This window comes from Promicromonospora sp. NPDC090134 (assembly GCF_044746965.1).
GTDB lineage: Bacteria > Actinomycetota > Actinomycetes > Actinomycetales > Cellulomonadaceae > Promicromonospora.
Genome location: NZ_JBIVCZ010000005.1, coordinates 252,385 through 276,338, shown reverse-complemented (window position 1 = coordinate 276,338; position 23,954 = coordinate 252,385). Strand labels below are relative to the sequence as shown.

At 72.6% G+C, this 23,954-nt stretch carries 26 protein-coding genes; 10 read left to right on the top strand and 16 right to left on the bottom strand.

The annotated features are described in order from the left end of the window. Positions 1 to 22: 22 nt before the first annotated feature. On the top strand, positions 23 to 898 hold the full coding sequence (gene rsmI / locus ACIPN7_RS15950) for a 16S rRNA (cytidine(1402)-2'-O)-methyltransferase (protein ID WP_400543925.1): 876 nt from the start codon (positions 23 to 25) through the stop codon (positions 896 to 898). A 55-nt stretch (positions 899 to 953) separates the two neighbouring features. Here the strand turns inward: rsmI and ACIPN7_RS15945 are convergent, their stop codons facing one another. Together ACIPN7_RS15945 and ACIPN7_RS15940 are read right to left on the bottom strand one after the other, a co-directional pair. Then, positions 954 to 2,576, bottom strand: coding sequence for a family 20 glycosylhydrolase (locus tag ACIPN7_RS15945; RefSeq protein ID WP_400543922.1), 1,623 nt, complete (start codon positions 2,574 to 2,576; stop codon positions 954 to 956). A gap of 48 nt (positions 2,577 to 2,624) precedes the next feature. After that, positions 2,625 to 4,268: a hypothetical protein gene (locus tag ACIPN7_RS15940; protein ID WP_400543919.1), complete on the bottom strand. Its 1,644-nt coding sequence runs from the start codon at positions 4,266 to 4,268 to the stop codon at positions 2,625 to 2,627. Positions 4,269 to 4,406: 138 nt separating this feature from the next. Between ACIPN7_RS15940 and ACIPN7_RS15935 the strand changes: the two genes are divergently transcribed. The 3 genes from ACIPN7_RS15935 to ACIPN7_RS15925 all read left to right on the top strand — a co-directional run bounded on the left by ACIPN7_RS15935 (position 4,407) and on the right by ACIPN7_RS15925 (position 6,868). Then, the gene (locus tag ACIPN7_RS15935) at positions 4,407 to 4,991 is read left to right on the top strand and encodes a TetR/AcrR family transcriptional regulator (protein ID WP_400543916.1); all 585 of its coding nucleotides are present in this window, start codon (positions 4,407 to 4,409) and stop codon (positions 4,989 to 4,991) included. A 164-nt stretch (positions 4,992 to 5,155) separates the two neighbouring features. Then, positions 5,156 to 5,584, top strand: a complete 429-nt coding sequence (locus ACIPN7_RS15930) for an organic hydroperoxide resistance protein (protein ID WP_400543913.1) — start codon at positions 5,156 to 5,158, stop codon at positions 5,582 to 5,584. Between the two features lie 171 nt (positions 5,585 to 5,755). After that, complete coding sequence (locus tag ACIPN7_RS15925; protein ID WP_400543910.1) at positions 5,756 to 6,868, top strand: DNA alkylation repair protein; 1,113 nt, start codon at positions 5,756 to 5,758, stop codon at positions 6,866 to 6,868. A 5-nt stretch (positions 6,869 to 6,873) separates the two neighbouring features. Here ACIPN7_RS15925 and ACIPN7_RS15920 read toward each other — a convergent pair whose 3' ends face one another. Then, positions 6,874 to 7,446 (bottom strand): TetR/AcrR family transcriptional regulator, encoded by a 573-nt coding sequence (locus ACIPN7_RS15920; protein WP_400543907.1) that lies wholly within the window; start codon positions 7,444 to 7,446, stop codon positions 6,874 to 6,876. An 81-nt stretch (positions 7,447 to 7,527) separates the two neighbouring features. Between ACIPN7_RS15920 and ACIPN7_RS15915 the strand changes: the two genes are divergently transcribed. Further along, positions 7,528 to 7,926, top strand: a complete 399-nt coding sequence (locus tag ACIPN7_RS15915) for a PaaI family thioesterase (protein WP_400543904.1) — start codon at positions 7,528 to 7,530, stop codon at positions 7,924 to 7,926. 63 nt (positions 7,927 to 7,989) lie between these two features. Here ACIPN7_RS15915 and ACIPN7_RS15910 read toward each other — a convergent pair whose 3' ends face one another. Then, positions 7,990 to 9,798, bottom strand: a complete 1,809-nt coding sequence (locus ACIPN7_RS15910; RefSeq protein ID WP_400543901.1) for a cytochrome c biogenesis protein CcdA — start codon at positions 9,796 to 9,798, stop codon at positions 7,990 to 7,992. Positions 9,799 to 9,973: 175 nt separating this feature from the next. On the opposite strand from ACIPN7_RS15910, the gene ACIPN7_RS15905 reads away from it, so the two are divergent. Further along, positions 9,974 to 10,657, top strand: coding sequence for a fasciclin domain-containing protein (locus ACIPN7_RS15905; protein WP_400543898.1), 684 nt, complete (start codon positions 9,974 to 9,976; stop codon positions 10,655 to 10,657). 81 nt (positions 10,658 to 10,738) lie between these two features. On the opposite strand, the gene ACIPN7_RS15900 is transcribed toward ACIPN7_RS15905, so the two are convergent. The 12 genes from ACIPN7_RS15900 to ACIPN7_RS15845 form a co-directional block, all read right to left on the bottom strand. Next, positions 10,739 to 11,602, bottom strand: coding sequence for an anti-sigma factor domain-containing protein (locus ACIPN7_RS15900; RefSeq protein ID WP_400543895.1), 864 nt, complete (start codon positions 11,600 to 11,602; stop codon positions 10,739 to 10,741). Continuing rightward, complete coding sequence (gene sigK, locus ACIPN7_RS15895; protein ID WP_400543892.1) at positions 11,595 to 12,176, bottom strand: ECF RNA polymerase sigma factor SigK; 582 nt, start codon at positions 12,174 to 12,176, stop codon at positions 11,595 to 11,597. The genes ACIPN7_RS15900 and sigK overlap by 8 nt, the downstream gene beginning before the upstream one ends. Before the next feature lie 96 nt (positions 12,177 to 12,272). Continuing rightward, entirely contained in the window at positions 12,273 to 13,487 is a 1,215-nt protein-coding gene (manD, locus tag ACIPN7_RS15890; RefSeq protein WP_400543889.1) for a D-mannonate dehydratase ManD, read from the bottom strand. A gap of 44 nt (positions 13,488 to 13,531) precedes the next feature. Continuing rightward, on the bottom strand, positions 13,532 to 14,347 hold the full coding sequence (locus ACIPN7_RS15885; protein ID WP_400543886.1) for a carbohydrate ABC transporter permease: 816 nt from the start codon (positions 14,345 to 14,347) through the stop codon (positions 13,532 to 13,534). Further along, positions 14,344 to 15,306 carry a carbohydrate ABC transporter permease gene (locus ACIPN7_RS15880; protein ID WP_400543883.1) on the bottom strand — a complete coding sequence of 321 codons (963 nt, stop codon included), beginning with the start codon at positions 15,304 to 15,306 and terminating at the stop codon, positions 14,344 to 14,346. The genes ACIPN7_RS15885 and ACIPN7_RS15880 overlap by 4 nt, the downstream gene beginning before the upstream one ends. Then, a complete protein-coding gene (locus ACIPN7_RS15875) occupies positions 15,306 to 16,625 on the bottom strand; it encodes an extracellular solute-binding protein (protein ID WP_400543880.1) in 1,320 nt (439 codons plus the stop codon). The genes ACIPN7_RS15880 and ACIPN7_RS15875 overlap by 1 nt, the downstream gene beginning before the upstream one ends. Before the next feature lie 308 nt (positions 16,626 to 16,933). Then, positions 16,934 to 17,314, bottom strand: coding sequence for a winged helix-turn-helix transcriptional regulator (locus ACIPN7_RS15870; protein WP_400543878.1), 381 nt, complete (start codon positions 17,312 to 17,314; stop codon positions 16,934 to 16,936). Between the two features lie 104 nt (positions 17,315 to 17,418). Beyond that, positions 17,419 to 18,195, bottom strand: coding sequence for a FadR/GntR family transcriptional regulator (locus tag ACIPN7_RS15865; protein ID WP_400543875.1), 777 nt, complete (start codon positions 18,193 to 18,195; stop codon positions 17,419 to 17,421). Between the two features lie 30 nt (positions 18,196 to 18,225). Beyond that, positions 18,226 to 19,062 (bottom strand): endo alpha-1,4 polygalactosaminidase, encoded by an 837-nt coding sequence (locus ACIPN7_RS15860; protein ID WP_400543872.1) that lies wholly within the window; start codon positions 19,060 to 19,062, stop codon positions 18,226 to 18,228. Between the two features lie 40 nt (positions 19,063 to 19,102). Next, positions 19,103 to 19,747, bottom strand: a complete 645-nt coding sequence (locus ACIPN7_RS15855) for an SDR family oxidoreductase (protein ID WP_400543869.1) — start codon at positions 19,745 to 19,747, stop codon at positions 19,103 to 19,105. Between the two features lie 59 nt (positions 19,748 to 19,806). Next, positions 19,807 to 20,616, bottom strand: a complete 810-nt coding sequence (locus ACIPN7_RS15850) for an SDR family NAD(P)-dependent oxidoreductase (RefSeq protein ID WP_400543866.1) — start codon at positions 20,614 to 20,616, stop codon at positions 19,807 to 19,809. A 129-nt stretch (positions 20,617 to 20,745) separates the two neighbouring features. After that, positions 20,746 to 21,243, bottom strand: coding sequence for a pyridoxamine 5'-phosphate oxidase family protein (locus tag ACIPN7_RS15845; protein WP_400543863.1), 498 nt, complete (start codon positions 21,241 to 21,243; stop codon positions 20,746 to 20,748). Positions 21,244 to 21,331: 88 nt separating this feature from the next. On the opposite strand from ACIPN7_RS15845, the gene ACIPN7_RS15840 reads away from it, so the two are divergent. The 4 genes from ACIPN7_RS15840 to ACIPN7_RS15825 all read left to right on the top strand — a co-directional run bounded on the left by ACIPN7_RS15840 (position 21,332) and on the right by ACIPN7_RS15825 (position 23,935). After that, the gene (locus ACIPN7_RS15840) at positions 21,332 to 22,420 is read left to right on the top strand and encodes a phosphotransferase family protein (protein ID WP_400543860.1); all 1,089 of its coding nucleotides are present in this window, start codon (positions 21,332 to 21,334) and stop codon (positions 22,418 to 22,420) included. Between the two features lie 68 nt (positions 22,421 to 22,488). Further along, complete coding sequence (locus ACIPN7_RS15835; RefSeq protein ID WP_400543857.1) at positions 22,489 to 22,656, top strand: hypothetical protein; 168 nt, start codon at positions 22,489 to 22,491, stop codon at positions 22,654 to 22,656. Then, positions 22,656 to 23,363: a DsbA family oxidoreductase gene (locus ACIPN7_RS15830; RefSeq protein WP_400543854.1), complete on the top strand. Its 708-nt coding sequence runs from the start codon at positions 22,656 to 22,658 to the stop codon at positions 23,361 to 23,363. The genes ACIPN7_RS15835 and ACIPN7_RS15830 overlap by 1 nt, the downstream gene beginning before the upstream one ends. Beyond that, positions 23,360 to 23,935, top strand: coding sequence for a TetR/AcrR family transcriptional regulator (locus tag ACIPN7_RS15825; protein ID WP_400543851.1), 576 nt, complete (start codon positions 23,360 to 23,362; stop codon positions 23,933 to 23,935). The genes ACIPN7_RS15830 and ACIPN7_RS15825 overlap by 4 nt, the downstream gene beginning before the upstream one ends. Positions 23,936 to 23,954: the final 19 nt, after the last annotated feature.

Sequence of the window (23,954 nt, the reverse complement as noted above, 5' to 3'; positions counted from 1 at the left end):
AGAGCGTGGGACCCTGTGGTTCATGACCGACTCGTCCCCGGTTCCCGGGCCCGCGCCCGAGGCCGGCACTCTCGTCCTGGCAGCCACCCCGATCGGCAACGCGGAGGACGCCTCACCCCGGCTGCTCCGCCTGCTGACGGACGCCGACGTCGTGGCCGCCGAGGACACCCGCCGCCTGCACGCGCTCGCCGGACGGCTCGGGGTCGAGGTGCGCGGCAAGGTGACCAGCTACCACGAGCACAACGAGACGGCCCGCGCGGACGAGCTCCTCGACGTCGTCGCCGACGGCGGCACCGTGGTGGTCGTGACCGACGCCGGCATGCCGTCCGTCTCCGACCCGGGGTACCGCGTCGTGGAGCGGGCGATCGAGCGCGGCCTGCGGGTCACGACCGCACCCGGGCCGAGCGCGGTGCTGACGGCGCTGGCGCTCTCCGGCCTGCCGACCGACCGGTTCACGTTCGAGGGGTTCCTGCCGCGCAAGGCCGGCGACCGCTCCCGGACGCTCGCCGCGCTGACCGCCGAGCCGCGCACCATGGTGTTCTTCGAGGCACCGCACCGGATCGCCGAGACGCTGGGCGCCATGGCCGCGGCGTTCGGCGACGCCCGCCCGGCCGCCGTCGCGCGCGAGCTGACCAAGACGTACGAGGAGGTGCTGCGCGGCCCGCTCGCGGACCTCGCGGAGCGCGCCGCGGCCGAGCAGCTCCGCGGCGAGATCTGCGTGGTGGTCGGCGGGGCCCCGGCGGTGCAGGCGAGCGTGGACGACGTCGTGGGCGAGGTCCTCGAGCGGGTCGCCGCGGGCGAGCGGCTCAAGGCCGCGGTCGCCGAGGTGGCCGACGCCGCGGGCGTGGCCAAGCGCGACCTCTACGCGGCCGCCCTGGCGGCACGCCCCGCCAGGTAGCGCATGTCAGACGGACAGGTCCCCCGCGTGACCTGTACGTCTGACACGGACGGGGTTACCAGTCGATCTGGGGCGTGGGGTGGTAGCTGGCGCCGTCACGCCGCCAGGCGCCGGCCTCGACCGCGATCCGGCCCCGGAACGACTCCCAGTCCTTGGCGCCGGGCTGCGACCACGCCGCCTCGGCCACCGCCGCGAGCCGGGGCAGCAGCATCGAGAACAGGTGGTCGCGGTTCAGCAGGGTCTCGGTCCAGACCGCGGCCGAGACGCCCTCGATCGCCGACTCCGGCAGCCCTTCGACGAGGGTCGCCGGGTCCCAGTCGTAGGAGTCGTGCAGCTCGACGAACGCGGCCCACTGCTGGCCCAGCGGGTGCTCGGGCGTGTACTTCATGTCGAGGTAGGCCCGGTCGGCCGGGGACATCACGAACTTCGCGCCGGCCTGCGCGGCCCGCAGGAAGGGCGCCGGGTCGGGCCGGGTGTCCCAGTACTGGAGCACCGTGCCGGGTTCGACCAGGGCGGGCGCCTCGCTGTCGGGCGCGCCTGCGTGAGCCGCCGGGTCGTCGTCCGCGGAACCCGTGCCGGCGTCCGAACCGGCCAGCGCCGCCACCGCCGCCTGGTCGCCGTGCGCGGAGCCGGCCGCCTCCTGCCAGGCGACGGGGATCTTGCCCGCGCCTGTGATGATCTGCTGGCAGAGCACCACGAACCGGCCGAACTCCTCGGGCTGCATCACCAGCACCTCGTCGCCGCCGAAGTGCACCCACGGCCCCAGCGTCATGCGCGCGACGTCGGTGAACACGTCCCGCAGGAACGGCTCGGTGGTCGGCAGGTCGAAGTGCAGCTTCGAGAAGCCCACCTCGATCCCGTCGTAGGCGTCGGTGGCCTCGCCCGACGGCGTGAGCTCGCCGTAGGCGTGGGTCGCCGCGTTGACGTGCCCGGGTACGTCGATCTCCGGGACGATCACGATCTCCCGCTCGGCCGCGTACTCCTGCAGCTCGCGGTACTCGTCGGCGGTGAGGAACCCACCGGTCGCGCCCGACACGGCGCCCTGCGACGACTTCTCGGTGAGCGCGGGCCGCGACGGGATCTCCAGCCGCCAGCCCTGGTCGTCGGACAGGTGCAGGTGCAGCCGGTTCATCTTGTAGGAGCCCACGAGGTCCACGACCGCCCGCAGGTCGGCCGGCCCGAACCAGTGCCGCACCACGTCGAACGACAGGCCGCGCCACGAGTACCGCGGCTCGTCGCGGACCACGACGGCGCGCACCTCGAGCGGCGTTTCCGCCGCCCCGCCGTCGCCGTCCGCGCCGAACCGGCCCGCGTTGACGAGCTGGCGCAGGGTGCGGACGCCGTGCAGCAGGCCGGAGCGCTCGGGTGCCGCGACGGACACCCCGTCGGCGGTCACGGTGAGCGTGTAGCGCTCGGGGTTCCGGGAGCCCGCGGGACCCGCGGCGGGGTCGACGGTCAGCGTGACCGCCGCGGCGCCGTCCGCCCCGACGGCGTCGCCCGCCGCGACCGCGGCGCCCGCGCTCGTGAGCAGCTCGCCCGCGAGGCGCGCGGTGACGGCGTCGGGCGCGTGCACGGTGACGGACCTGAGGTCCAGCACCCCCTCATCCGCGACGAGCTCGACCGGTACGGGAATGATGGCGTCGGCGACGACGGCCGCGCCGCTGCTCACGGTGGTCACGATTGTTAGGGCCCCTTCGCTCCGATGGATGCCCGCAGTTTGGCAGGTTCAGCCGGCGGAGACCAGGCCCAGGAGCGGTTCGGTGGGCAGGATGCTGGTCGCGTCGGCGGGCACCTCGCTCGGCGCGGACCAGCCGAGCACGGCGTGGGCGGGCAGGTCGTTCGCGACGTCGGCCCAGACACCGCCGGCCGTCGCCTGGCCCGCGGCCGGGCCTGCGGCGGTGAAGACCACCGCGACCTGTGACGGGATCCGCAGGTCCGACCGGTCCACCACGGACGCGGCCGTGGACTGGTGCACCTCCAGCATGATCTGCGGCAGCCCCTGCGCTGTGGCGATCCTCGCGAGCCGGTCCACGACCTCCTGGAGCTCCGCCACGGGGACGGACCCCGACTCCGCGCCGTTGCCCGCGACCCGGAACTCGGGGTGCACGGACAGGCCGACGCCCGGCTGCGTCAGCAGCGGTTCGAGGTCGTCGAGCTGCGCGGCCAGCGGCTGGACGCCGGGCGCCACGTCGAGCAGCACGATCTGCCCGGCGTCGCGGATCGCCTCGACGGCGGGCGTGAGCAGCTCCAGCGGCTGCTCGTCCACGTAGTCACCGTCCCCACCCGGCGCACTCGACCGCACGCTCGCCGTGACGGTCACGAGGGGCGCACCGCCCAGCAGCTCGCCGTTCGTGGCGGCCGCGTTCACGGCGCGGACGGCGTCCGCCGCCGGGTCCGCGATGCCGGCGGGCACGGTGTACGACGTCGACACGTAGCGGCCCGGGAAGAGCTGCAGCGAGCCGTCCGGCAGCGTCGCGCCCGACGTCGCCACCGCGACCTGCCAGCCCAGGTCCTCCGCGGCGCCGAACTCGGCGCCGATCCCGACCACGCCGAGCGGCTTGAGGGCACGGATCGTCTCGACGGTGCCCGCGTGGGCCGCGACGTCGCCGCCCGGCACCTCGACCGGCACGGCGCCGGCCGCCAGGGCCGTGCCGATGGCGGCCTCCTGCCCCGGCTTCGGGTCGACGGCGACGAGGACCTCCTGCAGCAGCTCCGGGTCGCTGACGTCGGGGATGTCCGCGCGCAGCCCGGCCAGGTCGGCCGCGTGCAGGCGGTCCGCCGTCGGCAGCTCGACCTTGGCGTCGTCCTTCGTACCCGCGTCGCCCTTCCCTGCCTCGCCCTGGCCCGCGTCACCCTTGCCCGCGGAGGCGGCGGCCTCGGCGGCCGCGCTCAGCGCGCCCGGGTCGAAGCGGACCACCTCGGCCTCGCCCGCCGCGGGCCCCACGTCCGCGACGGCCTGCTCGTCGCCGACGACGACGACCGTGCCCGCCCCGAGCCGCTCGAGCTCGGCCACGACGTTGGTGTCCGAGACGCCGCCGTCGGTCAGCAGCACCGGCGCGGTGACGGCGGCGCCGGTCGCCGCGGCGGTCGCGCGCGCGTCGACGTCGTCCGCCGAGGCGAGGACCGCGATCGGGGAGGCATGGAAGAAGGCCTGGCTCGCCGTGAGGGCAAGCTCGGCGGGGTCGGTCGAGTCGAGCACCAGGGCCGGCCCGGCGGGGTCCCTGACCTGGAACTTCTCCCCCGTCTTGCCGTCATCGCCCTCGGCCGTCGGCACCGTACAACCGGCCAGGACGAGGGCGCCGACCGCGAGCAGGGCCGCGACGGACACAGGTCGGTGGTGCGGGACGAATCGGGCGTTCCGGATAACCACGGATCACATTCTCCCCCACGGAACGACGAAGTGGAAACCCCGGGGTCCGGGCCGCCGAGGTAGACGAACACGTCAGTACACATGCGGGTAGACTCTTCTCCTCAGACCGTCGGAACGAGTACGGAAGCAGGTGCGCACATGAGCACGACGCCGGCCCCATCCACCCGGGACCGCATCCTCGACGCGGCCACCGAGCTGTTCTACGCCCACGGGATCCGGGCGGTCAGCGCGGACAAGATCATCGAGCGCGCCGGGATCACCAAGGTCACGTTCTACCGGCACTTCCGGACCAAGGACACCCTGGTGGTGGCCTACCTGGAACGGCAGGCGGCCCGTGAGCGCGGCTTGCTCGACGAGCTGCGCGCGTCGGCCGGCGACGACGGGGCGCTCCGCCGGTTCGCCGCGACCGTCGGCACCGAGGCCTGCAAGCCCGGCTTCCGGGGCTGCTCGTTCATCAACGCCGCGGCCGAGTACGCCGAGCCGGGAAGCGAGGTGCGGAAGGTGGTCGCCGAGCACCGGACCTGGTACCGGCAGACCTTCGCCGCGATGGCCTCCGGGCTGGGCGTGGCCGACGCCGAGCAGGCGGCCGAGGAGCTGATGATGCTGCGCGACGGCGCCATGCTGTCGGGTTACCTCGACGACCCCGACCACGTCGGGAGCGCCCTGGAGCGCGCGATCTTCGCCGTCATCGACGCAAGCCAGGCCGCCAGCTCCCCCGCGTAGTCGCACCCGCTCGGGCCTGACCGGAGCCCGTCGCCGCCTCGCCGTGGCGGCGGGCTCTCGTCGTCGGTCGCTTGTGCCGGCTGGATCGGGTGCTAATGTAGACGTACTAGTTCGTCTACATTGTTGGGACGTTCCGTTCCCGGCCTCGAGAAGGAGCACATCCCATGGCTGACAGCATCTACACCGCCGTCGCGACGTCCACCGGCGACGGCCGCGCGGGAGGCCGCGCGGTGAGCGACGACGGCCTGCTGGACCTCAAGCTGGCGATCCCTGCCGACATGGGCGGGCCGGGCGGCGCCACCAACCCCGAGCAGCTGTTCGCCGCGGGCTGGGCCTCGTGCTTCCACAGCGCGCTCAAGGCGGTCGCCGCGGCACAGAAGGTGACGGTCAGCGACTCCGCCGTGGTCGCCGAGGTGAGCATCCACCCCTCGGACGGCGGCGCGTTCAACCTGAGCGCCGCGCTGCACGTCGAGCTCTCCGGTGTGGACCAGGCCACCGCCGACGGCCTGGTCGAGGCCGCGCACGCGGTCTGCCCGTACTCGAACGCGACCCGGGGCAACATCCCGGTGACGGTCGACGCCACTGTCGCTTGAGCCGGAGGTGCAGCGGAGGGTAGGGGCCGAGGAACGAGGCACCTGCCCGCAGCGGAACCGCAGGCTCAAGCGACAAAGGGCAGAGCCTGAGCTCGCGCGAAAACCGCAGTGTCAGACGCTCAGGTCACCATGGTGACCTGAGCGTCTGACACATCCCGAGCAAGGAGCCCCATGCCGTTCGCCGACGAGCTCATCAGCGACACCACCGCCGCGACCCTGACCCGCGCGGTCCGGGCGGCCGCCCCCGGCGCCGGCCTGCGGGCGCTGCCGGCGACCGCGGGGCAGCTCGCCGACCTCTCGCTGCGCGAGCGGGCGGACCTCCTGCGGGACGCGCTGCTCGCCGACCTGCCGGGTACCTACGCGGACCTCGCCGCGGTGGTACGCGCCGCGCGCGACGGCACGGAGCCGTTCGGGGGCTGGCTGATCTGGCCGGTCACGAGCGCCGTCGCGGCCCGGGCCGTCGAGGAGGGCACGGACGCGGCCTTCGACGACGCGATGGCGCTCCTGGCCGACCTCACCGGCCGGCTCACCGCGGAGTTCGCCGTCCGCACCCTGCTGCGGCACGACCTGGACCGCGCCCTCGCCACGGCCACGGCCTGGGCGGGGTCGGACGACGTCGACGTGCGCCGCCTGGCCAGCGAGGGCACCCGCCCGTACCTGCCCTGGTCGGTCCGCGTGCCGGAGATCCTGGCCCGCCCCGGGGTGACGGTGCCGGTGCTCGACGCCCTGTACCGGGACGAGAGCGAGTACGTGCGCCGCTCGGTGGCCAACCACCTCAACGACCTCAGCCGCGACCACCCGGAGCTCGTGGTCGCGACGGCCGGGCGCTGGCTCGCGGACCCTGCGCCCACGACGCCGGCCCTCGTGCGGCACGCGCTCCGCACGCTGGTCAAGCGCGGGGACCCGGGCGCCCTCGCGCTGCTCGGGTTCGGCCCGGCGACGCTGGAGATCGCCGGGCCGGTGCTCGACGTCGCCCGTGTGCCCTTCGGCGGCGCGGTCCGGTTCACGGCCGCGGTCCGCAATGTCGGGGCCGACGAGGCGCGGCTGGCCATCGACTACGTGGTGCACCACCGGAAGGCCAACGGGTCGCAGACGGCCAAGACCTTCAAGCTGACCACCCGGACGCTCGCCCCGGGCGAGCAGGTCGAGCTCAGCCGCGAGCACTCGTTCCGGCCGATCACCACGCGCCGCTACTACCCGGGGCCGCACGCCGTGACGCTCCAGGTCAACGGGGTCGCGACCGACCCGGCGACCTTCGAGCTCGAGGCACCCTCGGGCGACTGAGCCGCTCAGCGCAGCGACGTCCGGACGATCCCGGCGACCACGTCCGCGAGGTCCGCCGGGATCGGCCTGCCGGCGCTCAGGTAACGCCGTACCGCGGCGTACGGCAGGTCGACGACGACCAGGAGCAGCTCCGTGGTCGAGACCGAGGTCTCGGCACGGACCCGACGGGTCAGGCCACGGATCGCGTCGTTCCAGCGTGCGCTCTCGGTCGCCTCCGTGTCCCGGGCGGTCCCGGGCCAGGCCTCGGCCTCGAACCGCGCACGGCCTGCGAGGAGCGCGTGCGCGTGGGCGGGCTCGGCCTGGCACCACCGCACGGTGTACGCGGCGAGCGCGGCCGCGGCGTCGACCGGGTCCCCCTCGAACAGCGGGTAGGCGTCCCGGTGGTAGCTCTCGATCGCGCCGTTCCACAGGGCCGCGAGCAGGGCGGGCCGGTCGGGGAACCGGTAGTAGAGCGACCCGCTGGGCACGCCGGCCTCGCGGATGACCGCCGCCATGGTGACCTTCGCCGGCCCGCCCTCGCCGAGGATCCGGCCCGCGGCGTCGAGGATCGTCGAGGTGTCGTGGGTGGGCCGGGCCATGCGTTGACGGTACTGCAGCACGTCGTTAGAGTCCCGTCTCTAGAGAGAGATCTCTACAACCGCGAGCCGAGAGGAAACCTCATGACACCGACCGCGGACGACGTCTATGCGGCAGCACCGTTCGTCAGGACGCTCGGCGTCGAGCTCGACCGGATCACGCCGGAGGCCGTCGTCGGGCGGCTGCCGTACTCACAGCCGCTGTCCACCGTGGGCGGCGGCCTGCACGGCGGGGCCCTGATGGGGCTCGCCGACGGGGTCGCCGCCGTCTGCGCCTCGGTCAACGGCGCACCGGGCGCGCTGCCCGCGACCGTCGACTCCACCACACACTTCCTGCGCCCCGTCACGGGCGAGGCGACCGCCGCGGCCGTGCCGGTCCGGGCGAGCAGCCGCCAGGTGCTCGTCGAGGTCAGGGTGACCGACGAGACCGGCGAGCTGTGCGTGCACGTGCTCCAGACGGTGCGCCTGGTCTACCCGGGGTGACAGCACGGACCGGGCGAGCCCCCTGCGCTCTCCCGGTCCGGCACGCTGTCACGACGGCGGAGGTCAGCCGAACGTCATGGTGAAGACCTGCACGCCGGCCGGCACCTTCAGGTCGACGAGCCCCTTGGTCGGCTCGTCCCCCTCCAGCACGGGATAGAGCCGCGGGTTGCCGGAGACGTCGATGTCGCGCGTCTGCTCCTCGCCGTCGGCCGTGACCGTCGCCTCGACGGTCCCCTCGCCGCCGAGCACCACGAAGACGTCGGTCGAGCGGTACGCGAGGCGCACGCGGGCGTCGTCGGACACCGCCTCCGCACCCTGGAAGTCGACGTTCCACGTGCCGCCGAGCGAGAACGTGTCCTGCTCCTGCTCGTCCGCGAGCGTGAACTCCTCGCGGCCCGCCGCATACTCGGGCTCGCCCGAGTAGTTGATGACGCGCTTGATGGAGAAGTACGTCTCGGGCGTGATCTCGTCGAGCGGGGTCGCGTCCCGCACCGTCGTCGCTGCGGGCAGCTCGACGCCGGGGTTGGCGTCGGCGAGCAGCTCGCGGATCAGGTTCTCGGTGCGCTGGTACCCGCCCTCGCCCAGACGGATGTGCCGCACGGTGCCGTCCGCGTCGATGAGGTACTGGGCGGGCCAGTAGCGGTTCCGGTACGCCGTCCAGGTCGCGTACGAGTTGTCCTGGGCGATCGGGTAGGTCACGCCGAGGTCCTTCGCGCCCGCGATCACGTTGCGTGTCTCGCGCTCGAACGCGAACTCCGGCGTGTGCACGCCGATCACCTCGAAGCCCTTGCCCACGTCGGCGTACTTGTCGTACCAGGCGTTGATGTGCGGGATGGACCGCTGGCAGTTGATGCACGAGTAGGTCCAGAAGTCGATGAGCACCACCTGGCCGCGCATCGCCTCGAGCTGGAGCGCCCTGCCGTCCGGCGTGTTCAGCCACCGGTCGATGCCGCGGATCTCCGGCGCCGTGCCGCAGTCCTCCAGCACCGGCGCGCCGTTCGAGCAGTTGGACAGCTCACGGTTCTCGTCGGTCACGAGGCCCCCGAGGTCGAGCGCCTCACGCACCGTCTCGGAGGAGTCGATGCGCTGCTGCAGCGCGCCCGTGTAGTCCGGGAGCAGCCGCTGGATCGCGGCAGGCACGTTGAAGGCGAGCGCGATCGCCAGGAGGATGACGACGATGCCGCCACCGGTGCGGATGGCCTTGGTGTGCCGCTGGAAGGCCTGCACCCGCTCGGCGATCCGCCGTCCGGCCAGGGCGAACAGGAGCAGCGGGAGCGCGGCGCCGACGGCGAACGACACGGTCAGAGCGACCGTCTCGACCCCGATGTTGCCCGTGGCGCCGGCGACCGTGATGGCCGCGAGCACCGGTCCGGCGCACGGCACGTAGAGCACGCCGAGGCCGAGGCCGAGGATGAACGCACCCCGGTCCTGCCGGGCCGCGCCGCGCTTGGCCCCGAAGGCGGCGATGCGCTGGAACGGCCGCTCCAGGATCATCTCGAACCGCGGCACGATCATGCCGATGCCCAGCAGCACCAGCAGCGTGATCCCGGCCCAGCGCAGCAGGTCCTGCGGCAGGCCCAGCACCGACAGCAGCAGGGAGCCGAGGAGCGTGAAGAAGCTGAAGCTCAGGACCAGGCCCGCGATCACGATGTAGGGGCGCAGCGACGGGCGCGTGCGGACGGCGGCGTCCGGCGTCGCGGTGGCGACGGCGCCCCCGCCAGGGGCCCCCTCTGGTCGTGCTCCACCACCGCCGCGGTTGCGCGCCCCCTGCACGCCGCCCGCGAAGAAGACGGTCGGCAGCATCGGGAGGATGCACGGCGAGATTCCGGTGATGAGGCCGCCGAGAAGGCCGATGACGATGAGGGTTCCCATGTGCCGGGTTCGGCGCGCGGCCCGTTCCGGATGGGTTTCCGGAAGGGGTCGTGGCCGGACGCCGGACCCCGCCAAAACTGATGTGAACCGACCCCCATCCGGGGAGCCGCCCGCTCCGAACCCCGGTCAAGACGCCCCGTGAGACGCGGGGTGACGCCACACCGAGGAGAGACCGATGAACGCTCGAACCCGCACGTCCTACGCCGTCGCCGGTATCGCCACGCTGGCCATGCTCGGCCTCTCGGCCTGCAGCATGGACTCGTCGGGCGGAGACACCGGGTCCGAAGACACCTCCGCGTCCGAGGAGGCGACCGACTCGATGACCGAGGAGTCCCCCGCCGAGGACGACGCCATGGCCGACCCCGCCGCGAACCTCGTGGGCCCCGGTTGCGCCGACTACGCCGAGCAGGTGCCGGACGGCCCCGGCTCGGTCACCGGCATGTCCACCGACCCGGTGGCCGTGGCGGCCTCCAACAACCCGCTGCTGACCACGCTGGTGTCGGCCGTCAGCGGTGAGGTCAACCCCGACGTGGACCTCGTCGACACCCTCAACGGTGACGAGTTCACCGTGTTCGCCCCGGTGGACGACGCCTTCAAGTCGATCGACGCCGAGACGATGGACACGCTGTCCACGGACGCCGACCTGCTGACCACGATCCTCACGTACCACGTGGTGCCCGGCCAGCTCACGCCCGACCAGGTGGTCGGCGAGCAGACGACCGTCGAGGGCGACACCCTCGAGGTCACCGGCAGCGGAGACGACCTCAAGGTGAACGACGCGAACGTGATCTGTGGTGGCGTCATGACCCAGAACGCGACCGTCTACCTCATCGACTCGGTGCTGATGCCCCCGATGTGATCCACCCCGCCGCACAGCAGAGCGCCTGTCCCGATGTCGGGACAGGCGCTCTGGTGTGTGCGTGCTTCCGGAGGGAAGGGCTCAGGCGCCCAGGACCACGATGGGCGCCGACGTCGGCTGCTCGGAGCCGGACTCCGGCTCCACCGAGACGGCCATGCCCACTCCGTGCCGGCCCTGGACGAGCGACGTCGCCTGGCCGTCCTGCAAGGCGAGCAGACCGGCCGACGAGACGCTGCCGTCGCCCTCCACCACCCAGAGCTGGTACGCCTGGTCCGCGTCGAGGTCCGGGAGGCCCTCCGCGCGGAAGAGCATGTCGTCGCCGGCGACCAGCACCGACGCCTCGCCGCCGCCCTCGACGGCCCCGCGCAGGATCGCGCTGTCCGGGTCGGCCAGCATCTCCGACACCACCTGTGCCTGCTCGCGCAGGCGGTCGCGCTCGGCGGTCACCTGCACGGCGATCGTGGTCGGCACGGCGATCGCGACCGCCGCGGCGACGGCGGCCACCGCCGTGCCCCAGCGCCGGCGGCGCCGGCGGGCGGCAAGGTCCACGACGTCAGCGCTGCCCGACGACGGAGCCGTGCCCGCCGTGGCCACCACGGAACCCCGCCCGGACGACGGGTCGGCCGGCGGCGCGGCGGGAGCGGCCGGCGAGGCGGCGGGGGCAGAAGGCGCCTCCGCCGTCAGCCCCTGGACCTGCGGCGTGCCTGCCACCTGGGCGAGCACCCCGGCTCGCAGCGCGGCGGGCGGCTCGGCCTCGACCACGAACGCGGCGACGACGTCGCGGTACTCGTCGAGCGCGCGCCGTGCGTCGGCGTCCGACGCGAGCAGCCGCTCGACCGCCTCGCGGTCGGCGTCGTCCAGGGCGTCCAGCGCGTATCCGGGCAGCAGGTCCCAGACGTCGCCTGCCACGCCGTCAGCTCCGGCACCGGTCGTCCCGTCAGCCACGACGCACCTCCAGGCAGTCCCGGAGCCGGTTGAGGCCGTCACGGATCCGGCTCTTGACGGTGGGCAGGGCCTTGTCGAGCCGCTCGGCGACCTCGCGATAGGTCAGGCCCCCGTAGTAGGCGACCACCACCGCCTCGCGCTGGGTCGGGGTGAGCCCCTCGATGCAGCGGCGCACGGCGGAACCCTCGAGGCGCCGTTCGACGTCCTCGACGACGACGTCGCGCGCCGCCTCGTTGGTGCGCAGGTCGGTGTCACGCTGGTCCCGGTCCCGGTGCGCCTGCTCCGACCGGACGCGGTCGACCGCACGCCGGCGTGCCAGCGTGGCGACCCAGGTGCGGGCGGAGCCGCGTGCGGCGTCGAACCGCGAAGCCGTCTGCCACACCTCCACCATCACCTCCTGAGTCACCTCTGCCGCATGGTCGGGGTCGCGCAGGACGCCGAGCGACGCGCCGTAGGCTACCGGCCCCAGCGCGTCGTACACGGGCGTGAACGACGCCGGGTCGCCCCCTGCGCACGCCGTGAGCAGTGCGTCGACGGTGTCCCGTGACGAGGTCCGGACAGGTGGTGAGGCCACCGAACCAGTCTGCCCCACAACGGCCTCCGATCGTGTCTGCACCAGTGGTTCGGCGCGGTCGCGCTCCCGGATGGGACGACGTGGGGGTGACCCGCGTCACCAGTCGTGGACGGACCCGTCCTGGAGCCGGTTGACCGGCAGGTACCCGGGCTCGTACGGGTGGGCGGCCGCGAGCTCCTGGTCCAGCTCGACGCCGATGCCGGGGGCCTCGCCCGGGTGCAGGTGGCCGTCCGCGAAGGTGTACGCGTGCCGGAAGACCTCGTTGGTCAGGTCGGTGTGGCCCGAGTACTCCTGGATGCCGAAGTTGTGGATCGCCAGGTCGAGGTGGATCGCGGCGGCCATGCCCACCGGCGAGATGTCCTCCGGCCCGTGGATCGCGCTCTTGATCCCGCGCTGGCCCGCGTAGTCGAACAGCTTCCTCATGGGGCTGACGCCACCGAAGTGCGTGACGGCGGAGCGCACGTAGTCGATGAGCCGGTCGTCGATCAGCGTCTGGTAGTCGAAGACGGTGTTGAACACCTCGCCGATCGCCAGCGGCGTGGTCGTGTGCTGCCGCACCAGGCGCAGCGCCTCCTGGTCCTCGGCGGGCGTGCAGTCCTCCAGCCAGAACAGGTCGTACGGCTCCAGGTCCTTGCCGAGGCGGGCCGCCTCGATCGGGGACAGCCGGTGGTGCGCGTCGTGCAGCAGCGGCAGGTCCGGGCCGAACTCGTTGCGCACGGCCTCGAAGACCTTGGGGATGTAGCGCAGGTAGGCGGCGGTGTCCCAGTCCTCGACGGCCGGCCGGGCCAGCACGTCGGGCGCCGAGCCGTCGTCCGACGTCGTGGTGTGCACGCCGTAGACCGACTTGAGGCCCGGCACGCCGCTCTGGATACGGATGCTCTGGTAGCCGCGCTCCTGCAGCGCCCGCACGGAGTCGAAGATCTCGGGCAGGCTGGAGCCGTTCGCGTGCCCGTAGGCGCGGATCCGGTCGCGGCTGGCGCCGCCCAGGAGCTGGTACAGCGGCAGGCCCGCGACCTTGGCCTTGATGTCCCAGAGGGCGACGTCGACAGCGGCGATCGCGGCCATCGTCACCGGGCCCCGGCGCCAGTAGGCGCCCCGGTAGAGGTACTGCCAGGTGTCCTCGATGCGGTGCGGGTCGCGGCCGATCAGCAGCGGCGCGACATGGTCGCGCAGGTAGCTGACGACGGCCAGCTCGCGGCCGTTCAGGGTGGCGTCGCCCAGCCCGGTCACCCCGTCGTCCGTGGTGATCTGGAGCGTGACGAAGTTGCGGCCGGGCGAGGTGACGACGACCTTCGCGTCGACGATCTTCATGCGGAAACCTTCTGTCGGTGGTGGGAAGAGCAGGAGTGCGGGCGTCAGCCCTTGGTGGCGCCGGCGGTGAGCCCAGCCACGAGGAAACGCTGCCCGAAGATCGCGGCGAGCAGGACGGGCACGGTCATGAGGGTCGCAGCCGCCATGAGCCCGCCCCAGTCGGTGCTGGCGTAGGACATGAAGTTGAACAGCAGCACCGGCATCGTCATCGTGCGCTCGTCCGCGAGGATCAGCGCGAAGATGAAGTTGTTCCAGCTGAAGATGAACGCCAGCACCGCGGCGGACGCCGTGCCGGGAGCCGCGAGCGGCAGCGCGATCCGCAGGAACGCCCCGAAGGCGGACAGTCCGTCGGTCCGTGCGGCGTCCTCCAGCTCGACCGGCAGACCCTCGAAGAAGCCGATCATGATCCACAGGATCAGCGGCACGGAGACGAACATGTGGCTCAGGATCAGCACCAGGTGGCTGCCCACCAGGCCGAGCTGCGCGAACATGTAGTACCAGGGCACAAGCAGCGAGATGGCCGGGATGATGCGGGCCACGAGGACCGTCGAGCCGGTGCGGCGCATCCGGAACCGGCCCACCGCCCAGGCGGCCGGCACGGCGATGACCACGCTCAGCGCCGTCGAGACGACACCGATGATCAACGAGTTGAGCAGCGAGTGCGCCAGGGCGCCGTCGGCCAGGACGTTCCGGAAGTTGTCCCAGGTGGGTGAGAAGACCAGGCCGACCGTCGGGTCGGTGACCTGCACGTTGGTCTTGAAGGCGGCCGCGATCATCCAGATGATCGGCAGCGCGATCACCGCGCACACGACGGTGATCAGCACACCGCGCAGCACGCGGAAGGTGGTGGTGGCGCTCACGAGGCGCTCCTCTCGGTGCGGCGCCGCAGCACGACCACGATCGCGACGATGAACAGCGTGAACAGGACCAGCACGGCGGAGGCCAGGCCGTACTCCTGGTAGTCGAAGGTGAGCCCGTAGGCGTAGACGTTGAGCGTCTCGGCCTCGAAGTCCGAGCCGCCGCCCGGCCCCTTGGTCGCGTAGATGAGGTCGAACGTCTTGAGGGCGTCGACGCCACGCAGCACCAGGGCCGTCAGGATCGTGGTGCGCAGCATCGGCAGGATGATGTGCACGAACCGCTGCCACGCGTTGGCGCCGTCGACCCGGGCGGCCTCCTCCGGCTCCTCGGGCAGCGTGGTCAGGCCGGCCAGCAGCAGCACGGTCATCATCGGGGTCCACTGCCACACGTCGATGAGCATGAGGGTGGGCAGCGACTGCGACACCGAGCCCAGGAACTCCTGCGGCGGGATGCCCACGAACCCGAGCAGGTGGTTGGCGATGCCGTTGGTCGGGTCAAGGATGAGCATCCACAGGATGCCGATGGCGACCGGGGTGGCCAGCAGCGGCACCATGAGGATGGTGCGGACGATCTCCATGCCGCGGAACGCCTTGCGCATGAGCATCGCCAGGGCCAGGCCGAGCACGGTCTCCAGCACGACGGCGCCGAGCGTGAACGTCACGGTACGGCCGACGGCGGGCCAGAACCGGCGCGTGTCCGTCAGGGCATCGGCGAAGTTCTGCAGGCCCACGTAGGAGCTGCCGGCGTTCACGGCGCCGAACGCGTCGGTGAGGCTGAGGTTGATCGTGAAGACCAGCGGGAACGCGATCATCAGGCCGACGAAGCCCAGCGCGGGCGCGAGCAGCGCCCACTTGAGGCGGCGGTTGGCCTGCTCGAAGGTCACGAACGGCTTGCCTGACGGCGGCGTGCGCCGGGCGGGTGCGACGCCGGCGGTGGCAGCGCGAGTCGTTGTCGTCGTCATCAGAACTCCTGCTGACGGTTGTCACGGACGAGGAAGTCGTTGAACTCGGCGTCGGCGTCCGCGGCCACGGACGCGACGTCCTCGCCGACGATGCCGGAGACCAGCGGGCGGCCGACGATGTCGCGGGCGCGGCCCACCTGCATCACCTCGGGGCGGTCGTGCCCCACGCCGTTGGCCGCGTTGATCCGCATGGCCTCGGCGAGGTCGGCGGGGAAGGACGCCAGCGTCGCCGGGTCGTCCCAGACCGACTGGCGCGCGCCCGGGATGCCCTCGGACTGCAGCCGCGCCACCATCTCGGGGCTGGAAGCCCAGCGGAGGAACTCCCACGAGTCGTCCCGCAGCAGCGAGAACTCGTTGATCGCCAGGCTCCACGACGGGATGTTGTGCGGCACGGAACCCGCCTGACCTGCGGGGAAGGGTGCGAAGCCCACGGTGTCGGTGACGGTGGAGATCGACGTGTCGAGGAAGTTGCTGTAGATCGCGTCGGCGTCGACGTACATCGCGGCCTTGCCCTGCGCGAAGATCGGCATGGCCTGTTCGAGGCTCATGTTGGTGGCCCCGGGCGGTCCGGCGTCGTGCAGCAGGCGGCCGTAGAACTCGTAGGCGGCGACCGCCTCGGGCGTGCCGATGCCCGACCGGCCGTCGACCGTGAAGTCGCCGCCGAACGAGTAGAGGAAGCTCGACCACTGGGTGACGGCGCCGGCCCGCTGGCCGCGGCCGACGAACCCGAAGAAGCCCTCGGTGCGGCGCTGGGTCTCCAGGGCTATGTCGAGCATGTCGTCGAGGGTCCGCGGCGCCCCGCCGAACTCCTCGAGCAGGTCCTTGCGGTAGTACAGCGCGGGACGCTCCGTCACGACGGGGACGCTGACCGCGGCGCCCGCCGTGATCGACCGCTCGCGCGGGGCGTCCTGGAAGTCGGTCCAGCGGTAGTCGGCGTCGCCCTCGACCTGGTCGGTGAGGTCGGCGATCCAGCCGTTGCGCGCGAACATCATCTGGTCCTGCAGCGGCCGGATCGTCATGACGTCGATGTCGGTGGCCGACGCGTTGAGCTTGACGTTGAAGCTGGAGGTGAGCTGGTCGGCGGTGAGCATCCGCAGCGATACCCGGCGGCCGATCCGCTCCTCGAGCTCGGGGAGGTAGCGGCTGATCGCCTGCGTCCAGACGTGGTTGATCGCGAGCACCCGCAGCGGGGCGTTCGGGCTCGCTGTCCGCGGGCTGCCCGAGCAGGCGGCCAGCACGGACGCCGCGGCGAGCACGCCGAACGACCTCCGGCTCAGCTCGATGCCCCGCGCCTCACGCGGCCTGAGTACGTGTGTCATGACGTTACGTCACACCTCCATGTGTGCCCGGCCCGTCGAGTGCGGGATCTTCGCCCTCTCAGCGGCTGGAAAGGGCGCAGATCCCGCACTCAACAGAGGACGGATCGTCAGTGGTCCAACTGGTAGGACCAGTTGGACGGTAGCACGGCGCTAAGGGCGGTTCCAAAGGCGCTGGTGGCGTTTCGCGTCGAGGTACCAGTCACGAGCATCCCGGACGAGCCGGCGCCGACCCGCCGACGCAAGCAGCGCCCAGCGACCTCTCGCCGGAGATCGCCGCCAGTGCCGCAGCATGCACCTCGTCGCGCGGCTCACCCATGCGCATCGAGGATCTGGTCCACCTCGGACTCGGTCAGAAATCCACCGTCAAGCAGCGCCTCGACGTCCTCCTCGGACGAGCCGGGCAGTACACCGTCGACAGGGTCGACCCGGCGGGGAACCCAGGCCTCGGTCGCACGGAGCCGCGCGAGCATCTGCTCGGTCGAGATCTTGCCCGCGTACCGCTCCAGCACGATCTCCTCGACGGACTCGCCGACCCCCAGCACCTTCGCCCTGGCCACGAGTCGATGGACGCTGGCCTGGGACAGGTGCACGGCCCGGGCGATGTCCCGCTGAGGCATCCCGCCTTCAGCCGCCAGGTACACGCGCCGGGTCCGTTCGATCTCGGCCAGGCGAGCGCGCACGTAAGCCATCTTCAGATCCGACTCGCCGACGGCAGCAACGTGATTCGACATGGCGACCCCCTGCGACCAGGCCAGGTGGTGATTCAGTTTGAATCAAGCCGCGCCGGCCGGCCTTACCGCTCCAGCAGTGTCTCGATGTGGCGGGACGCCATCAGGTCGAGGCCCACGTCGAGGTCCGCGCCGTAGGTGCGCAGGCCGAGCGCGAGGTGCTCGCGCATGCGCTCCCGGGCGAGCGCGACGTCGCGCGCCTGGATCGCCTCGACGATCTCGGGGTGGTGCGGCACGCCCGGCTCCCCGATCCGCGGGTCGGAGTTGGAGCGCAGCATCATCTCGAACATCATGCCGCCGATCGACGACAGCATGATGCGCAGCACGGGGTTGCCGCAGGCGGCGGCGATGGTGTCGTGGAACCGGAGGTCCTCGCGCGCCTTGTCGACGACGTCGCCGGCCGACTCCACCCGGTCGAGCGCCTGCACGATGGCGTCGACCTGCTCGTCCGAGGCCCGCTCCGTCGCCAGCCCGGCGATCTCGACCTCGAGCGGGATCCGGGCCTCGATGAGCTGCCGGACCGTCGGGCGCTCGGTGCGGTAGAGGGCGTCGTAGCCCCGCGCGTGGGCCGACGACTGCTCGGTGACGAACGACCCGCGGCCCGGCGCCACCTCGATCAGGTCGGTGGCCTCCAGGCGGCGCAGCACCTCGCGGATCACGTTCCGGCTGGCCCCGAACTGCACCGCGAGCTCGCGCTCGGACGGCAGCTTCGAGCCCACGGCCCACTCGCCCGTGCGGATCTGCTGCTCGAGCTGGCGCGCGATGTGCTCGGTGAGCAGGCCCCTGCGGCCGGTCGTTCCCGTGTCACGGGGATCCGGCGGCGGCGCGAGGGGGGAAGTCATGCGTCGAGGATAAGCACCGGCGGGACCAGGTCAGCACTGCTCGTAGGCGTACGCCTCGTCGTCGGGGCCCACCAGGTCGCGGTCGCGCAGGATCGCGAGCGGGGCGCGGTCCGGGTCGGCGCAGACGGCGCCGAACCCGTCCGGGAGGTTGTCGGTGTACTCGATCTGCAGCACGTTCTGGCCGTAGACGCCGGTGTAGGCGCCGCACTCACCGTAGGCCGCGCACTCCTCGGTCACGGCGAAGTCGAACCCGAGGTCACGCCCCACCGTCGTCGCCTCGGCGGCGTTCTTCTGCCCGATGGCGAGGCCCGCCTGGTGCGCGAGGTCGATGTACGCGCCGGCCAGGGCCAGGGCGGCGTCCTTGTCGATCAGGCCGGTGCCCGGTTCGGTGAACCGCGTCCAGGTGTCGAGGTTGTCGATCTCGACGCCGGCGAAGCCCGCGTCAACGCACCCCGTGATCACCGGGCCGAGCAGGTCGAGGATGCGGCCGCGCTTGTCGTCGGTCGACGGGTCCAGGACGTACTCGTCGGGCCAGTCCGGGTCGACGACGAGCTCCCCCGCCGCGTCGTGGAGCAGCAGGTCCTCGTTGTCGCCGAGCCAGAGATCCGCCTGGTCCGGCTGGGTCTGGAAGCCGTTGACGTAGCAGATGCCGTAGGCGCCGTCCGCGGGTTCGGCCGTGGCGTCGCGCACGACGACGTCGAGGCCGCCGTCCAGCTCGTAGGCGGTGCCGAGCTGGTAGTCGAACCGCCCGGACGTCGGCGGGAGGGTCACGGCCGCGGTGCTCTCCGCCTCCTGCCCCGCGGTCGGGCTGCTCTGGCAGCCCGTGAGCACGAGGGCGAGAAGAAGGGCGACGATCAGCGGGGGCATCCGCCGATCGTAACGAGCACCGCCGCCGGCGGAGGGCCGGTCAGCCGGCGATCGCCTCCGCGATCGGCGTGCCGCCGTTGCCGAACGCGATGGTGCGCCCCACGGTGCCGTCGTCGAGCAGGACGGCGGCGATCACCCCGGCGACGTCGGCGCGCGCGACGCGGCCGTCACCCGGCTCGGCCACCTCGATGAGCCCCGTCGGCTCCTCCAGGGTGAGCGGCCCCGGGGCGAGGATCGTGTAGTCGAGCCCGGTGCCGCGCAGGTGCTCGTCCGCGGCAGTCTTCGACTCCGCGTAGGCGAAGAACGAGTTGTCCTCGGGCACGCCGTGGTCGGGGCCGGCGCCCAGGTAGGACACCATCACGTAGCGCGCGACGCCCGCCGCCTTCGCGGCGTCCATCGACCGGATCGCGGCGTCGCGGTCGACGGCGTAGGTGCGCGCCGGGTTGCCGCCGCCGGCACCCGCCGACCAGACGACGGCGTCCTGCCCGCGCACCAGGTCCGTGAGACCCGCGGTGTCGAGCTGCTCGACGTCGGCGACCAACGGCGTCGCCCCCGTGGCCGCGACCTCCTCCTGGTGGTCCGGGTTGCGGAAGACGCTGGTGACCTCGTCACCCCGCTCGACGAGCAGGGGCGCGAGCCGCAGCGCGATCTTTCCGTGGCCGCCGATGATGAGAACGCGGGACATGGTGCTTCCTTCCGTCAGGGTGCGCTCCAGGCTATGCCGGATCGCTCGGAGCAGAGCGCTCACGACAGGTGCGGCCGCAGCGCCCCGAAGGCATAGTCCATGAGCGCCCGCCCGAGCCGGGCGTCCCGGGCCTGGGCGCTGGGCTCGACCAGCTCGCCGTCGTCGAAGTAGTCGCCCGCGCGGACGGGCCCGGTGACCGCGGCCAGGACGTTGTCCGCCCCGTGCCGCACCGACACCCCGCCGATGTTGAACATCGCGTGCAGCAGCGGCGTGCTGATCACGCCGGGGCTGAGGCTCACGGGTGTGACGCCGTCGTCGGCCAGGCGGTCCGCGAGCCACCGGGTGTAGAGGATGATCGCGAGCTTGGACCGCGCGTAGGCCCGCACGGCGTCGTAGCCGCGCTCCAGCTCGATGTCCGCCAGGTCGAGGTCGGTCATCTCGTGGGTGGCCGACGCGAGGTTGACGACGCGGGCGTCGTCCGCGAGCGCCGGCAGCAGCCGCTCGGTGAGCAGCACCATCGCGAGGAAGTTCACCTGGAGGGTGCGTTCGTGCTCGTCCTTCGTGGCCTGCCGGGTCATCGCCCCGGGGACGCCCGCGTTGTTGACGACGGCGTCGATCGGCCCCGCGGCCAGCGCGGTCATGGTGTCGGCGGCGTCGGCGACGTCCGCGAGCGACTCGAAGTCGCACCGGACGTAGCGCACCTCCGCGGTGCCCTCGCCGAGCACCTGGAGCGCCGGGCGCACCGTGGTCTCCGGCTCGGGGCCCTGGACGATCACCCGTCTGACCCGGCCCACGAGCTCACGCGCGGTCTGGAGCCCGATGCCGCCCGTCGCACCGGTGACGATCACGGTCGATTCCTCGGAGATCATGCCGCTCCTCGTGGCTCACCTGCGACGAGCGTAAGCAGGCGAGCGCCCGGTGGTAACCCCCGTTTCGCCTGTTTCACCCGGTGCGTCCGGGCGCGGTCGGGATGCACCACCTCGACGCCGCGGCCGCGGTCACGCGCCCTGGCGCGCGGCCTGCCTCCGGAGCAGCTCCTCGACCGCACTGGGCAGGGTCGTCTCGAAGTCGATCAGCTTGGCCCAGGTCGGGGTCACCACGACCCGGACCATGCCGTCGTAGAGCGCGCGCACGCCGACCTCCCACTCGGCGCGCTGCTCCGGCGTCATCTCGTAGCTGGTGTTCGCCTCCATGTACTCGTCCGGGATGCCGTCGACGACGTCCAGCTCGGCCCGGCCGCGGACCAGCAGGATCGTGGGCGGGTGCACCTCGGTGTCGATCGTCAGGGCGACCATCGGGTTGGCCCGCAGGTGCGGGAGCTTCGGCGCGTTCGTCGGGGTGCACATCACGATCTCGGTGCCGTTCCAGGAGAACCCGATCGGCACGGTGCGGGGCGTGCCGTCCGTGGCGACGTACGCCAGGCGCGTGATGTCGCGGGCCAGCAGCTCCTGGCTGAGCGGCCGGTTCAGGATCTCGGTGACCTCGTTCGGTTCCATCGGTATCACTCCAAGCATTCGCGCTGCCCGTGTGGCTGCTGGTATCCCTGGGACGGAGCCGCCGCCACGTTCTCGACATCGAGGGAAGATGATGAACGCACCTGGCCTGCCCGACGCCGAGACGATCGAGACCGTCCTTGCGTCCCGGGAGGGCGCCTGGGGTCCCGGGGCGCGCGTCCTGTCGGTGCGCGACCTGTCGCAGGGCCTGAGCCGGGCCGCCGTGCTCCGGGTCTGCGTGGCGGTTCCGCACGCGGAGCCGTCCGCCTGGATCGTCAAGGTCCCGGGCTGGGGGCAGCCCTCCCTGCTCGACTCGCGCGACGGCGGGCTGGACCACCGCGAGGCCCGCTTCTTCCGGAGCGGCGTCCCCGGCCTCCTCCCCCGCGGCACGACGACGCCGCCCCACGTCACCGTGGTCGGGCACAACGGGCTCGACTGGATCGTCATGCGCGACGTCGACGCCGTGCTGCAGCAGAGCTGGACGCCCGCGGCCGCGGCCGTCGCCGCCGAGCGGGCCGCGCTGCTGCACGTGCCCGGCGACCTGGAGCCCGGCCTGTTCGCCGCCCCCTGGCTGGAGGCCGCGGGCTACGCCGCCTACGCCCACCACGTGCCGGACGGGCACGACAACCTCGACGCCCTGCCCGGCGACCCGCGGCTCCGGAATCTCTTCACGCCCGAGCAGGTCGACGCGCTGCACGCCGGGCTGGACGCCGCGGACGAGCTCGCGGCACGCGCGGCAGAGCTGCCGACCACCCTCGTCCACGGCGATCTCACGCCGCGCAACGCCGGCCTGGGTGCCGACGGCGCCCTGGTCCTCATCGACTGGGAGCACGTCGGCGTGGGGCCTGTCGGCTACGACCTCGGCACGTTCGTCTCCATGTACCGGGCCTTCGGCGGCCACGGCGAGCTGGACGAGCCGGCCGTGCTCGACGTCTACGCCGAGGCCGTCAGCGCCTTGGCGGGCACCAACCTGCGCCCGGCCGCAGCCCTCGGCTTCGCCGTCGCCCACCTCACGTGGGGGCTGCACCTGCGGCTCGGCCCGGGGCTGACCGCCGTCCGCCAGGGCCTGAACAGCCACGCCCCGGCGCGGCTCGCCGCGCACCTCGACGACATCCGTTCGGGGTGCCTGCGCGCGCTGTCCTGGGCGCCGGTGACCCAGGCCGTCACCGCGGGCCGCTGACCCCCGCCCTCGACACGCGCCGGGGGGAAGTTGACGGGGGGTTCAAGTTAGACCTACCGTCCTTGACCATGAAGACAGGTGACGCGGTCGTGCAGGCCGCCCCCGTGGTCGAGGCCGTGGTCCCGGCCCCGGCAGAGGTGACCCCCGACGCCGCCCCGGCCGCCCCCTCCCCGTTCGAGCTCCTGCCCGTGGGCGAGGCGTTCGGCGTCTGCTCCGTGGACGGGGTGTGCTCCTGATGGCCGGTGCGTTCGGCCGGGCCGCCGACAAGCTCGTGATCGACGTGTGGAGCGACGTGATGTGCCCGTTCTGCTACATGGGCGACGCGCTCCTGGAGCAGGCCCTGGAGCAGTTCCCGCACTCCTCCCAGGTCGAGGTGCGGTACCACAGCTTCCTGCTGATGCCGCAGCTGACCGACGACGTGCCGGTGGACCTCATGGACCTGCTCGCGGCCGAGCGGGGCTTCCCGCGCGAGCAGGCGGCGGCCATGCACGAGCAGATCGCGGAGCGCGGCCGACAGCTGGGGCTGGACTACCGCTTCGAGCAGGCGAAGGCCGTCGGCACGCGCACGGCACACCAGCTCAGCCACTTCGCGGCCCGCCACGGCAAGCAGCACGAGATGGTCCAGCGGCTGTTCCAGGCCTACTTCACGGACGGCCTGAACGTCGCGGACCACCAGGTCCTGGGCGGCCTGGCCGCGGAGGTCGGCCTGGACCGCGACGCCGCCCTCGCGGCCCTCGCCTCCGAGGAGTTCGCCGACGCCGTCGAGGCCGACATCCGGCAGGCCCGGCAGTACGGCATCACGGGCGTGCCGTTCTTCGTGTTCGCCGGCAAGTACGCGGTCTCCGGCGCGCAGCCGGTGGAGTCGTTCCTACGGACGCTGGAGACGAGCTGGAACGAGACGGTGGGCTCCCCCGCCGCCACCGGGGCGGCGATCGGTCGATGACCTCGGACCCGCCGCGACTCCGCGCCGACGCGCAGCGCAACGTCGAGGGCATCCGGCTGGCCGCCCTCGACGTGTTCCGCGCGGGCGGGCTGAACAGCCCGCTGGACGAGGTGGCGCGGGCCGCGGGGGTCAGCAAGGGCACGATCTACCACCGCTTCGGGGGCCGGCAGGGCCTGATCGACGCGGTGGTCGAGGAGCTGTTCGCGGAGCGCATCGCCGGGATCATCACCGAGGTCGGCGCCATCGAGGACCCCGTCGAGCGGTTCGAGGGCTACCTGCGCCAGATCTGGCTGGTCGCGTTCGACGAGCCCGCCGCCAACGACGTGCTGCTGCGCACCCAGCCCGGCTCCGGGGCGCTGACGGCGCTGTGCGAGCGCGCCAGCGAGGTCGCCGGCGGGTTCCTCGCCGACGCCCAGGCGACCGGCGCGATCCGGGCCGACCTGACCGCGGCCGACGTGTACGTGCTGATCTGGGAGCGCGGCATCATCGCCCGCGCCTGCGAGCCGCAGCACCGGGAGGGCTTCGTCCGCAGCTTCGAGCACACCCTGCGGGGCCTGCACAGCGCCCCGTAGCCCCGCCGGGTTCGGCGGT